The organism is Microbacterium sp. LWH3-1.2 (assembly GCF_040675855.1).
Taxonomy (GTDB): Bacteria; Actinomycetota; Actinomycetes; order Actinomycetales; family Microbacteriaceae; genus Microbacterium.
In genome coordinates, this window is record NZ_JBEGIK010000001.1 from 2,816,635 (window position 1) to 2,829,468 (window position 12,834).

General features: G+C 70.3%; 12 protein-coding genes. 3 read left to right on the forward strand and 9 right to left on the reverse strand.

Annotation, left to right across the window (positions count from 1 at the left end; genetic code table 11):
* Positions 1–17 precede the first annotated feature (17 nt).
* Both MRBLWH3_RS13130 and MRBLWH3_RS13135 read right to left on the reverse strand, forming a co-directional pair.
* The gene (locus MRBLWH3_RS13130; RefSeq protein WP_363432637.1) at positions 18–557 is read right to left on the reverse strand and encodes a gamma carbonic anhydrase family protein; all 540 of its coding nucleotides are present in this window, start codon (positions 555–557) and stop codon (positions 18–20) included.
* On the reverse strand, positions 554–2,701 hold the full coding sequence (locus MRBLWH3_RS13135) for an acyltransferase family protein (protein WP_363432640.1): 2,148 nt from the start codon (positions 2,699–2,701) through the stop codon (positions 554–556). The genes MRBLWH3_RS13130 and MRBLWH3_RS13135 overlap by 4 nt, the downstream gene beginning before the upstream one ends.
* Before the next feature lie 168 nt (positions 2,702–2,869).
* Here MRBLWH3_RS13135 and MRBLWH3_RS13140 point away from each other — a divergent pair, with 168 nt between their 5' ends.
* The gene (locus tag MRBLWH3_RS13140; protein WP_363432643.1) at positions 2,870–3,352 is read left to right on the forward strand and encodes a Dps family protein; all 483 of its coding nucleotides are present in this window, start codon (positions 2,870–2,872) and stop codon (positions 3,350–3,352) included.
* Between the two features lie 113 nt (positions 3,353–3,465).
* Here the strand turns inward: MRBLWH3_RS13140 and MRBLWH3_RS13145 are convergent, their stop codons facing one another.
* The 7 genes from MRBLWH3_RS13145 to MRBLWH3_RS13175 all read right to left on the reverse strand — a co-directional run bounded on the left by MRBLWH3_RS13145 (position 3,466) and on the right by MRBLWH3_RS13175 (position 10,702).
* Positions 3,466–4,134: a response regulator transcription factor gene (locus MRBLWH3_RS13145; RefSeq protein ID WP_363432646.1), complete on the reverse strand. Its 669-nt coding sequence runs from the start codon at positions 4,132–4,134 to the stop codon at positions 3,466–3,468.
* Positions 4,135–4,154: 20 nt separating this feature from the next.
* A complete protein-coding gene (locus tag MRBLWH3_RS13150; protein WP_363432649.1) occupies positions 4,155–5,561 on the reverse strand; it encodes a sensor histidine kinase in 1,407 nt (468 codons plus the stop codon).
* Between the two features lie 110 nt (positions 5,562–5,671).
* Positions 5,672–7,177, reverse strand: a complete 1,506-nt coding sequence (locus MRBLWH3_RS13155) for an amidohydrolase (protein WP_363432652.1) — start codon at positions 7,175–7,177, stop codon at positions 5,672–5,674.
* Positions 7,174–7,830 (reverse strand): FMN-binding negative transcriptional regulator, encoded by a 657-nt coding sequence (locus MRBLWH3_RS13160; RefSeq protein ID WP_363432654.1) that lies wholly within the window; start codon positions 7,828–7,830, stop codon positions 7,174–7,176. Before MRBLWH3_RS13160 ends, MRBLWH3_RS13155 begins: the two co-directional genes overlap by 4 nt.
* 40 nt (positions 7,831–7,870) lie before the next feature.
* Positions 7,871–8,869 (reverse strand): Fpg/Nei family DNA glycosylase, encoded by a 999-nt coding sequence (locus MRBLWH3_RS13165; RefSeq protein WP_363432657.1) that lies wholly within the window; start codon positions 8,867–8,869, stop codon positions 7,871–7,873.
* A gap of 3 nt (positions 8,870–8,872) precedes the next feature.
* Positions 8,873–9,418: a ribose-5-phosphate isomerase gene (locus tag MRBLWH3_RS13170; RefSeq protein ID WP_363432660.1), complete on the reverse strand. Its 546-nt coding sequence runs from the start codon at positions 9,416–9,418 to the stop codon at positions 8,873–8,875.
* Positions 9,419–9,502: 84 nt separating this feature from the next.
* Positions 9,503–10,702: a ferrochelatase gene (locus MRBLWH3_RS13175; RefSeq protein ID WP_363432662.1), complete on the reverse strand. Its 1,200-nt coding sequence runs from the start codon at positions 10,700–10,702 to the stop codon at positions 9,503–9,505.
* 54 nt (positions 10,703–10,756) lie between these two features.
* Here MRBLWH3_RS13175 and MRBLWH3_RS13180 point away from each other — a divergent pair, with 54 nt between their 5' ends.
* Entirely contained in the window at positions 10,757–11,119 is a 363-nt protein-coding gene (locus MRBLWH3_RS13180) for an ArsR/SmtB family transcription factor (RefSeq protein ID WP_363432665.1), read from the forward strand.
* Complete coding sequence (locus MRBLWH3_RS13185) at positions 11,116–12,813, forward strand: SulP family inorganic anion transporter (RefSeq protein ID WP_363432668.1); 1,698 nt, start codon at positions 11,116–11,118, stop codon at positions 12,811–12,813. The genes MRBLWH3_RS13180 and MRBLWH3_RS13185 overlap by 4 nt, the downstream gene beginning before the upstream one ends.
* The last annotated feature ends 21 nt before the right edge of the window (positions 12,814–12,834 follow it).

Here is a 12,834-nt window from a genome sequence, read left to right on the forward strand (position 1 = left end):
GGCCACCGAGCCGCGGCTCAGCCGGGGGGCGCTGCGTCGCGATGCTCGTCGATGTGCGCGAGGTAGTGCTCGGCGTTGCGCAGCAGTCCGGCGCGTTCCTCATCGGTCAGCTCGCGGCGCACCTTCGCCGGCACGCCGGCGACGAGGGAGCCGTCCGGGATCTCTGACCCCTCGAGCACGACTGCGCCGCCGGCGACGAGGCATCCGGATCCGATCTTCGCGCCGTTGAGCACGACGGCGCCCATGCCGATGAGCGAGCCGTCGCCGATCGTGCAACCATGCACGACGGCGTTGTGCCCGACCGAGACGTTCTCGCCGATGACGACGGGCCTGCCCGCGTCGACGTGGACGGAGACGTTGTCCTGCAGGTTGCTGTTCGCCCCGACCGTGATGGTGTCGCCGTCGGCGCGGAGCACCGCGTTGTACCAGACGCTGGCACCGGGGCCGAGGGTCACACCCCCGACGACGCGGGCGCCGTCTGCGATGAACGACGTCGGATCGAGCGAGGGCGTCCTGCCCGCGGCGGTGAGGACCGATGCTCCGGGTGCGATCGTCATGAGGCGACTCTATTGGCCAGCGCCACCTCGATGGCTTCGGTGTACCACGGGGCCAGCGTGTCGGCGAAGGTGACCGTCAGGTGGTCCTGGTCGCGATAGATGTTCGCCCCGCCCACCACCGGCGCGCACGTCTCGGTGCCGCAGAAGACGTCGGTGAAGTCGAGCAGAGTGACCGAATCGAGACCGGATGCTGCGGCCCGCAGCGGATCGTCCTCCACGAGCACATCCGACCGGGCGCCCTCGCACTCCGAGACGTCGCGCGTGCGCAGGCACTTGTTCGGATCCGTCTCCCACACCGGGTTGTCGACCACGGTGATCACGGGGATGCCGCGCTCCGTGACCGTGCTCCACGCATCACGGTAGCCGGCCACGGCCGCGTCGTACGACGAGTCGTACCCCGCGGACGAGTACGGCGTGGTCGCTATCGCCGCCGTGAAAACGCCGTCGAGGTCGGCGTCGTCGATCGCGTTCTGCACGCGGTCGCGCCACTCGGTGCAGGCGGCGCCGAACGCCCCCGGTGTCGACAGCGGCGTCGTGTTCCAGGGGCATGCGCCCTTGAACCAGGTCACCAGCTGCCAGCCGTTCTCGTCGGCCATGCGCTGGAACGTGGACAGCAGCTGGTAGGCGTGGCTGTCGCCGATGAGCGCGATGCGCGGTGCGTCGGGGTCATCCGAGCCGAAGGTGCATGAGACGGGTCGCGAATCGGTGAGCTGCACGAAGCAGTCCGGACTCTCGGGCCGGTCGATGCCGGCGAAGCCGGGTGCAGGCAGGATCGTGTCGCCGAAGTCCGCGCCGCCACAGGCGGAGTCGAGCACGGATGCCGCACCGAAGCACTCCGGCGGGTTCTGCTGCAGCTCGGCGATGTCGCGCGTGCCCTGGTTGTACAACGGCGCGTTGACGAACCACGCGGAGGCCGCGACGAGTCCCACCACGACCATCGCCGCGAGCGACGACCACAGCGTCACGCGGGCGGGCCGCGAGGTGAGCACCTTCCAGCCCCGGGCCGGATCCTCCACGAACCGCTTCGTGAGCCACCCGAGCACGAAGCACAAAACCAGGAGCGCCACGCGATGGTAGATCGTGAGGCCCCAGAACGGCACCGAGGGCGCGATGACGATCAACGGCCAGTGCCAGAGATACAGCGAGTACGAGATGTCTCCGACGAACTGCGCCGGACGGATCGCGAGGACGCGCGTCGGGTACCACCAGCGTGCGGTGTTCGACGCAGCGATGACCGCGGCCGCGCCTAAGGTCGGCAGCGCGGCCATGTAACCGGGGAACGGCGTCTGACCGTCGAACGTGAAGGCGACGTACAGAAGCAGCAGGATGCCGCCCCAGCCGAGCACGAAGCTGCCGATCGCGTGACGTATGCGCAGCACCGGCACCAGCGCGATGAGGGCTCCGACTCCGAATTGCCACATTCGGCCGAATGTGACGAAGTAGGCGGGCGCCGGATTCGTGATCGTGAAGACGACGCAGAACACGAAGGAGACCACGGTCACGATGCCGAGGGCCATGATGATCGTCCGCCGACGCGCGCCGCGGAAGAACTTCACGCCGATCCACGCGGCCAGCAGCATGATGAGCGGCCACATCACGTAGAACTGCTCTTCCAGCGACAGGGACCAGTAGTGCTGCACCGTGGTGGGCGAACCGGAGTGGTTGAGGTAGTCGGCGGAATTGAGAGCCAGGTACCAGTTCTCGACGTAGAACGTCGACGCCAGGATCTCGCGCACCTCGTTTGGCAATGCCGACGTGGGCATGAGGTAGGGCGACATCACGACGACCGCGCAGAAGAGCAGGACGAGGAGGGACGCAGGGAGAAGGCGTCGTGCGCGGCGCGCCCAGAACTGGCCCAGCCGCACCGTGCCGGTCGCTGTGAGCTCGCGCATCAGGTGCGCCGTGATGAGGAAGCCCGAGATCACGAAGAAGATGTCGACGCCGATGTAACCGCCGGTGAGCCGGCCGGGCCAGAAGTGGTAGAGCACGACGCACAGGACGGCGATCGCGCGCAGGCCCTGCACGTGCGGGATGAAGCGCGAGGGCTCCGCGTGTTCGGGTGAGCGATCGCGGGGCTCGCGGGTCACGGTCTTGGCGGGAGCGCCCAGATGCTGCGGTCCGAGGTCGTGATCGGCGGAAGGCACGAATCGACGTTAGCCGCTGTCGCGCGGCTCGCCCGCACGGACGGCGCGGATTCCCCGGTTTAGCCCAGCCTTCTCTTGCTTGCGGAATGACTCCTCGTGAGTAGCGTTGCAGTCACTGGAGGAAGACCGCTGAGCTGAGCGACCCTCCGAACGATGGAGGCGAGAGACATGACGAACACCCAGACCACCCCCGCTACCGCAGCGAACCCCGACGTCGCCGCCGCGACGGCGCAGTTCCTCACCCCCGTTGTCCTGGGCCTTCAGGCGCTGGCCGTGAACGGAAAGCAGGCGCACTGGAACGTGCGGGGCGCGAACTTCATCGCCATCCACGAACTGCTGGACTCGGTGGTGCTCCACGCACAGGCCGGCGCCGACCAGGCGGCTGAGCGCATCGTGGCCCTCGGACTCCCGATCGACGCCCGTGTCGGAACGGTCGCGCAGAAGACCTCTACGGCGGTCCCTGCAGGCTTCACCCAGTGGGACGCGCTGATCCGCAACGTGATCTCCGACATGGACACCGCCATCGCCGACACGCAGGCCGCGATCGACGGGCTCGACGAGTTCGACCTCACGAGCCAGGACATCGCGATCGGCATCAAGGAGTCGCTCGAGAAGGACCGCTGGTTCCTCTTCGCGCACCTCGCCGAGTGATGCCTGTCCTCGCTCGTTGAGCGAGCCCGCGCGTCGAAACGCCCTCAACCTCATCACGAGGCTGAGGGCGTTTCGACGCGCTCGTGCCTCGCTGACGGAACGAGCGGCGGGCGTCACGGATGCTGCAGAAAGGCGAGCACTGCCAGGACCCTGCGATGCTCGGTGCCCGACTCTTCAAGACCGAGCTTCGCGAAGATGGCGCTGATGTTCTTCTCCACCGCTCCGACGCCGATGAACAGCCGTTGCGCGATGCTCGCGTTGCTGCGTCCCTCCGCCATGAGGGTGAGCACGTCGCGTTCGCGCGGTGTGAGCGTGGAGAGCGGATCGGGTCGCGCTGAGAGCAGCCCCTGCACGACGAGTGGATCGAGCACCGTCCCGCGCTCGCGGACACGGCGGACGGCATCCGTGAATTCTTCCAGGGATGTGACGCGGTCCTTCAGGAGGTAGCCGACGCCGCCCTCTCCGCCCGCGAGAAGCTCCTTCGCGTAGACCCCCTCGACGTACTGGCTGAGCACGAGGATTCCGACGGCGGGAAGCGCGGCGCGCACTGCCAGGGCCGCGCGGATGCCCTCGTCGCGGAAGCCCGGGGGCAGGCGGACGTCGAGGATCGCAACGTCGGCCCGGGCTTCACGAACGCGGCCCACCACATCCTCGGCGTCGCCCCAGGCGCCGGCCGTCGTGTATCCGGCCTCGTCGAACAGCCGGACGAGCCCCTCCCGCAGGAGGACGGAGTCCTCGAACAGGACGACGCGCAGCGGCGCGGAATCGGACGAGGCGGACATCCCCTCAGGATAGGCGCGTGTCACGGCGCGACCGTAAGAGGGATGTGGGCTCCGACCGACGTCGGCCCGCCGACCGGGCTCGTCACGACCAGCACTCCGCGGAGCCCGGCGACCCGCTCGTGCAGGCCCTCGAGCCCGTGGCCCGGCGTGATCGCCGCGCCCCCGCCGCCGTTGTCCACGACCCAGACGTCGAGGTGCGTCGCCGTCCCGGCCGCACTGCGACGCAATGAGGCGCGCAGGGTCGCCGCGGTGGCTCCGGAGTGCTTGACGGCGTTCGTCATGAGCTCGGCGACCACGAAGTAGACGGTGCGCGCCGCCTCCTGGCTGACGGCGCGGTCGATCGAGGGGTCGACGTCGACTTGCACCCACAGCGGCGACGCGGTCGCCACGGCGTCCAGGGCGGCAGCGAGACCGCGGTCCTGCAGCAGCGGCGGTGCGACCCCGCTGGACAGCGCCCGCAGCTCATCCAGCGCCGCCTTCGCGTGACCTCGCGCCTCCCGCGCGAGGTCGGCGGCAGCATCCGTGTCTCCGGACTCGGCGCGCCGCTCCAGCGCGGCGAGGTCCATCTGCAGCCGCACCAGGCGCTGCTGCGGGCCGTCGTGGATGTCGCGCTCGAGGCGACGCAGTGCGAGGTCCTCGGCGTGCACCGCGGCGCCGCGCGCCGCGGCTTCGGCGCGGACCTCGGCGGCCAGCTCGTCCGACTCCCACCGGCCGAGCATGCCCTTCGCGATCGCGTGGTGGCCGCGCGCGAGGGCGCCGAGCACCCACGGCATCGTGAAGGTGAAGACGATTCCGGCGATGAGATAGAGCGCGACCTCCACGGCCCAGCTCGACCAGCCGCCGAAGAGCCACGGTATGAAGTCTGCGACGTAGTGCCCCCACTCCCCACCCGAGCCGTCGGCATTCCAGCTGCGAGGCAGGAAGAGCCCCCAGAACCAGTAGGTGAGACCGCCGAGGCCGACGCTCAGCCATACGACCGTGAGGGTGAACGAGATGGTGCTGACGATCGGGTTCACGATCATGCCGTGCACGAGGTACAGCCAATAGTGCGCATTGCGGATCGGGCGGGTCAGCGTCATCCAGAAGCCCGTCGTCTCCGGCTTGTCGCGATTCCACTCCGGCTCGGGGATCTCGGTCTGGCCGGTCAGCAGGAGGAGGAACCTGTCGACGACGCCGAAGCCGCGCGCGATGAGCAGCGTCAGCACGATGAGCGGCAGCCCGATCACGAGGATCAGCAACCCGACGCCCGTCCAGAACAGGGAGGCGAGCACGCTCACCGACACCATCGCGAGGACGAACACCGCGAGCAGGTACAACGCACTTCCGGGGGTGCGGACCCACGCCTGCCCGTAGGACGTCCAGAACCCGGAGGCAGGGCGGGACGCGACGGGTTGGAGCGGAGCCGGCTCAGTGGTGGCGGCGGTCATCGGTGTCTCCCTCGGAACTCATGTTCCCAGCTTCGCGACGCCGACGACGGCGCGGCATCCGATGTGCTCCCAGACCGATACGGGGGCAGACCCCCGCAGAGGCCCGCGCCTCAGTCCACGTGGGTGAGGCGTCCCGCCAGCATCGTCGCGGCCACCTTCATCCCGCGCAGCGCCGGCTCGCCGACGGCGAGGGGGTCGTGCTCGCAGATCGCGAGGTCGGCGGCGTCGCCGGGATCGATGCGCGCGGGCTCGGCGGAGCCGTCCCGCGTCGAGGCGGCCAGCGCCGTCGCGGCGTCGACGCGCTGCGCCGGCTGCCACGGCTCCCGGCCCCCGCGGGTGCGGAACACGGCGGCCGCCATCGCCGCCCACGGATCGAGCGGCGAGACGGGCGCATCGGAGCCGAAGAGCAGGTTCGCACCCGTATCGGCGAGAGCCCGCAGCGGATACGGCTGCGCGGTCTGACCCGCCCATACGGTGTCGGTCAGGTCGCGGTCGTCGAGGGCATGTTCGGGCTGGACGCTCGCGCCGATCCCCAGCCGCGCGAACCGCGGGATGTCGGCGTGGGCGACGAGCTGCGCGTGCTCGATGGTGCCCCATGCGCCCGTCGCGGCGAAGGCATCGAGCGCGTGCGAGTTCGCGACGTCGCCGATCGCGTGGATCGCCGATGCGATGCCCGCCGCCGTGGCCCGCGTCATGAGGTCGACGAGCGTCGCGAGGTCGACCGTGATCAGGCCGTGGTTGTGCGGATCGTCCGGATATGCGTGGGAGCACGCGGCGGTGCGGGTGCCGAGCGAGCCATCGGTGATCACCTTGAGGGGGCCGACGCGGACGAGATCGGATGCTGCGCCCTTGACCGCGTCCCCCGTCTGGAGTCCGTCGGCGATGGCCCGGTCGAGGAATTGTGGGTAGATCCCGAAGGAGACCCGCAGGGCGTCGAACCCGGCGGCGAGCCGCCGCGCCCACGCGTGCTCGTTCCACGACATGTCGAGATCGACGATCCCCACGACGCCGCGGGATGCCGCATCCTGCGCCATGCGCGTCACGAGCGGATCGGACACCGACGCGTCGACGTCGTTGAGGCGGCGCGAGATCTCGAACGCCGGCTCCTCACGGAGGAGGCCGGACCCGTCCGGCTCGAACCCCTCGCGGCGCAGGGCCGCCGAGTTCAGCCACACGCTGTGCACGTCGGCGTTGATGAGGTAGGTCGGAATCTCGCCTGTCGCGGCATCCAGGAGGGCGAGGTCGGGCGTGTCGGCCCAGAAGGCGTCCCGGAAGCCGGTGCCCACGCGGCGTCCGTCGGGCAGTGCCTCGGCCACGGCCATGAGCGCCGCCGCGTGCGCCGCCGACGCCGCCTCTCCGAGGGCGACCCGCTGGGCGGAGAGCGCCCACTGCACGATGTGGACGTGGTGGTCCCAGAGACCGGGGATGACCCACCCGCCGTCGGCGTCCAGCACGTGCCCGTGACGCGGCAGCGCCCCCGCGGGCGCGATGTCGACCACGAGCCCCTCGGCGAGGTGCACGTCGACCGGGTCAGCGCCGAACGGATCGGTGCGGTCGGAACCGGTGAGCCGCGCGTTCGCGATGACGTCGAGGGCTTCGCCGCGTGTGGCCGTCACCGGGCGGCCTTGCGGGTCTCGAGATCGCGGCGCATCTCGGCCGCCAGCCGCGGATCGGCGTAGGGGCTCGTGCCGGACTCGAGTTCCACGAGGACGGTCTCGACCGTCTCATCGGGCTTGTTCTGGCTCAGCTTGCGCTTGCCGACGACCTTGGTCGGCGTGAGCCGGAAGCCGACCGTGCCCTTCTCGAGCCTGCGCACGTACTCCGGATCGTTCGGTGGCTCCCACATGAGGCGCGGCTGCGGCAGGCCGCTCTCGAAGCGCGCGACGAGGCGCTCGAGCACCTGGAGGTTCTCCTCCGGGCTCAGCAGCTCGGGGACGCCGGTCAGGTGCGCCGTCACGAAGTTCCACGTCGGCACGCTGGGGACGTCGCCGTACCACCCCGGCGAGATGTATCCATGCGGGCCCTGCACCACCACGAGCAGCTCACGCTCTCCGAGACCGTGGATGAGGTCGTCGGGCTTGCCGACGTGCCCCACGATCGTGAGATCATCGCGATCCCCGTGGTGGACGTCACTGTCCAGCAGCACGGCGTAGTGCGACGCGACCAGCCCGGTGTCGGTCGACGAGACGATCGTGACCCACGGATTCTGCTCGATGAGCCGGCGGATCTCGCCGGCATCCGACATCGCGAAGCTCGGGTTCTGACGCATGCGCCCAGCCTATTCGCGGGTTCGGGCCCCGGCGGCACCGTCAGGCCTGGCAGAACGGGCACCAGTAGAGCTTCCGCCCCGCGGCCTCCTCGACCACGATCGCGGTGCCGCACACCCGGCACGGGAGACCCGCGCGGTGGTAGACCCAGTGGCGGTCGTCGCGACTGGCCATCGCCGCACGATACGCCTCGGGGTCGAGGTCGTCCATCGTCATCATCTGGCCGGTCTCGACGCCGATCGCCAGGAGTCGCACCCAGTCCCGCCAGATGTCGCGGACGACCTCCTCGGGGACGTCGCGCCCCGGCGTGTGGGGGTTCTGGCGCGCCCGGAACAGCAGCTCGGCGCGGTACACGTTGCCGATGCCGCTCACCACGTTCTGGTCCATGAGCAGCAGGCCGATGGAGGTCGGCTTGCGACGCACGACCGACGTGAACCGCTCCTCCCCCTCCACGACGTCATCGACCAGCGGGTCCGGTCCGAGCTTCGCGATGGTCGCGGCGACCTCTTCCGGCGTCTGCAGCTCGCAGGCCGTCGGGCCGCGCAGGTCGGCACACGTCACCTCCGTGAGCAGGCGGAGCCGCACCTGACCGACCACGGGCGGCGGCCACTCGTCCCCCTCGTCGGCGAGCCCGGTGGTCTGCTCCGACATGCGCACGTGGACGCGCGTGCGGCGGGGGGCTCCGATCGAGGTCAGCGAGTTCTCGCCGGCGGTGTCGAGGATCGGGTCATCGAGGTCGGCGCCTCGCTGGTTCGTCTGGCCCATGCGCCCGTTGGCCGATGCGATGGTCGGATCCACGAGGATCTCGCCCGCGAAGTCCCACGCACCGTACATGCCGAGGTGCACGCGCAGCCACCAGTCGTCGTCGAACTCGAGGAACATCTGCTTGCCGACGGCCCGTACCGACGTCGCGGTGCGCCCGCTCAGGATCGCGGAGCCCTCGACGAAGCGTCCCTGCGGGCTCGACGCCGCGACGGAGCGGCCGACGAAGTTGCGGTCGAACTGGCGGGCGATGCGATGGACGGAATGCCCCTCCGGCACGGCTCAGCCGGCTTCGGGGTCGAATGAGCTGTCGTCGGCGGCGAGGACGTCGGGCTGCCCGGCGACAGCTCGCGGGTCGGGCTCGAGGGTGCCGTCCTCCTCATAGGCGGCGAGCTGGGCGATGCGGCGCGCATGGCGCTCCTCGCCGGAGAACGGCGTCGCGATGAAGCGGTCGATGAAGCTCGCGGCCTCTTCGAACGTGTGCTGGCGTGCACCGATCGCGATGACGTTCGCGTCGTTGTGCTCGCGAGCGAGCTCCGCCGTGGCGATGCTCCACGCGAGTGCGGCGCGCACGCCCACGACCTTGTTCGCGGCGATCTGCTCGCCGTTGCCCGAGCCGCCGAAGACGACGCCGAGCGCCTCGATGCCGGCGGCCTGGTCGCGCACGACGGCCTGGGCCGCGCGGATGCAGAACGCCGGGTAGTCATCGAGCGGGTCGTATTCGATCGGGCCGTGGTCGACGACCTCGTGGCCTGCGGCCGCGAGATGGTGCTGCAGCTGCGTCGAGAACTCGAGGCCGGCGTGGTCGGTCGCGATGTGGATGCGCATGGGCTCAATCCTAGAGAGGGCTGGTGGAGGGGGAAGAAGGATGCTGCGGCCGCAGCACGCGGTCCGCTCAGGCAGTTCGCTCGCTCAGGGCGCGATGCCCGCGGCGGCCGGCTTGAAGCCTGCGCGCACGTTCTCGCAGCAGGCGGGACGGCAGACGTCGAACCAGGGTCCGAGGTCGGTCGCGTGGGGCCGCTCCCCCGCGGGCGTGCCGTTCAGGCGCTCCTCGACGAGGTCGACGAGGCCGGCCACGAAGACCGGGTCGACGCCCGGCGTCGGCGTGCGCACCGCGCGGATGCCGACCTCGGCGGCAGCCTCCATCGCCTCGGTGTCGAGGTCCCACAGGACCTCCATGTGGTCGCTCATGAAGCCGACCGGCACGATCGCGAGCGCTTCCACGCCGGCGCCCGGAAGCTCCGCGATGACATCGTTGATGTCGGGCTCGAGCCACGGCTGGCTCGGCGGTCCGGAACGCGACTGGTAGACGAGGTCCCACGCGACGCGGTCGGCGCCGGCGATCTCGGCGGCGACGGTCGCCATGACGACCTCGGCGACGGCGATGTGCTGTGCAGCGTACGCGCCGCCCTCGCCCAGTGCGCGGTGCAGCTCGTCGCCCTCTCGCGGACCGGAGCGCTCAGCATCCGCCGTCGGAATGCTGTGGGTCGAGAACAGCACCCGCACGCCCTCGGGGGCGATGCCGTCGGCGAGGAACCCGGCCACGGCATCGCGCACGCCGTCGACAAAGGGCTGCACGAAGCCGGGATGGTCGAAGAACTGCCGCACCTTGTCGATCGTCACAGCGCCGGCCAGTCCGGTCTCGGTGAGAACACGGGCGAAGTCCTCGCGGTACTGACGGCAGCTCGAGAACGACGAATAGGCGCTGGTGGCGAGTGCCAGCAGATTCGTGTGACCGGCGGCTGCGGCATCCGTCACCGCCTCGCCGAGGTACGGTGCCCAGTTGCGGTTGCCCCAGTACACCGGCAGGTCGAGGCCCCGGCGCCCGAGTTCGGCCTCGAGAGCCGTCTTGAGCGCGCGGTTCTGTGCGTTGATCGGGCTCACGCCGCCGAAGTGACGGTAGTGGTGCGCGACCTCTTCGAGGCGCTCGTCAGGGATCCCGCGGCCGCGCGTGACGTTACGGAGGAACGGGATGACGTCGTCCTGGCCCTCCGGCCCGCCGAAGCCCGCGAGGAGGATGCCGTCGTACGCGACGGGCTCGTCGACGTACGACGCGCCGGGGGCGGCGGCGGGAGAGGCGAAGGGGACGACGTGCTGCTCGGGGGAGGTCACCCCTCCATCCTGACATCGCGTCGCCGCCGGATCCGGCGATATGATGATTTCATCATGCCATTAACACGAGCGCAGCGACCGCTGTACGAAGTCAAGGCCGGCCTCTTCAAGGGGCTGTCGCACCCGTTCCGGATCCGCATCCTGGAGCTGCTCTCGGCCGCCGACGAGCTGAGCGTGGCCGAGCTCCAGACGGAGACCGGCCTCGAGGCATCCCACCTCTCCCAGCATCTCGCCGTGCTGCGCCGGCACCGCCTGGTCGCCTCCGAGCGGCGCGCGAGCCATGTGTACTACCGGCTCGCCGACGCCAAGGTGGCCGAGCTGCTCGCCGTTGCGCGCGCGCTGCTGCTCGACGTCCTGTCGTCCGATCGAGACCTTCTCGCCGGCGCGGACTCGCTCCCGGCGCTCCCCACGCGATGAGCGGGAAGGATGCCGCCGCACGGGCGAGCCGGACGCGCCGTGCGTTTGCGTACGCGCGGAATCTTCTCCCCTCGCCCGAGGACTATCGCGGACTGCGCCGGACGTGGCGGGCGGACCTCGTCGCCGGGGTCACGGTCGGGATCGTCGCCCTCCCCCTCGCGCTCGGGTTCGGGGTGAGTTCGGGGCTGACAGCGGAGGCAGGGCTCGTGACCGCGATCGTCGCGGGTGTGCTCGCGGCCGTCTTCGGCGGATCACATGTGCAGGTGTCGGGGCCGACGGGCGCGATGGTCGTCGTCCTCGTGCCCATCGTCGCCTCACAGGGACCAGGCGCGGTCGCGGTCGTCAGCATGCTCGCCGGGATCCTCGTGCTCGTCGCCGGACTGCTGCGACTCGGCCGCGCGGTGTCGATCATCCCCTGGCCCGTCATCGAGGGATTCACCCTCGGCATCGCCGTGATCATCTTCCTGCAGCAGGTGCCCCTGCTCGTCTCGCCGACGCTCAGCCCCGCGGGCGAGCACAGCTCTCACGCGGTCATCGCAGCGGCGCAGGCGATCGCGGAGGCCGACTGGGCCTATGTGCCGTGGGCGCTCGCGGCCGCCGGCACGGTGGTCGCCTGCATGCTCGCGGCTCCGCGCATCCATCCCGCGATCCCAGGATCGCTGATCGGGATCGCCGTCGTCACGCTGCTCGCCCTGGTGGTGCCCGATCCGCTGGCAGTGATCGGTCCGCTCCCCGCGACGCTGCCCGCACCCGTGCTTGCGTCACTCGACCCCGCCGAACTCGGGGCTCTGGCGCTGCCCGCGGTGACGGTGGCCGCCCTGGCGGCCATCGAGTCGCTGCTCTCGGCGCGCGTCGCCGCCTCGCTCGCCGACACCGGCAGCTACGACCCCGATCGCGAGCTGGTCGGTCAAGGGATCGCGTCCATCGGCTCCGGACTGTTCGCAGGTATGCCGGCCACCGGCGCGATCGCACGCACCGCGGTCAACGTTCGCTCAGGCGGACGCTCGCGGCTGGCGGCAATCGTGCACGCCGCCGTGCTGCTCGGGTTCGTCGTGGTCGCCGCGGGTCCGGTGAGCGCGATCCCGTTGGCGGCGCTCGCCGGCGTGCTGATGCTCACCGCGGTGCGCATGGTCCACCTCGCGACCGTCCGTTCGATTCTGGGCTCCACGCGCTCGGACGCCGCCGCGTTCCTCCTCACGGCCGTCGTGACCGTGTCGTTCGATCTCATCGTCGCCGTCGTGATCGGGGTCGCCTGCGCGGGGTTCTTCGCGTTGCGCAACATCTCGCGGGCGACGTCGGTGCACCGCGAACCGCCCTCGGGCGAACCGGCGGCGGAAGACGTGCACATCGCGATCGTGCGTGTGGACGGTCCGCTCTTCTTCGCGGCGGCGGACCGGGTGTTCGACGCGGTGACCGGTCTCACGGGCATCTCGGTGGTGATCCTGCGCATGTCCCGGCTCGAACTGGTCGACGCGACCGGTGCGCGTGTGCTCACCGAGATCGTGCAGACCATGGAGCGTCGAGGCGTCACCGTGCTCATCAAGGGCGTCCAACCCGGACACGAGGAACTCTTCCGAACCGTCGGCGTGCTCGGCTCGCTCCGTCATCAGAACCACCTGTTCGCCGATCTCCCCTCGGCGATGGAGCACGCCCGCAGCCATGTCCGACGACAATCCAGCACCCGCACCACATAGGCTGGGACGGTTGTCATCGGT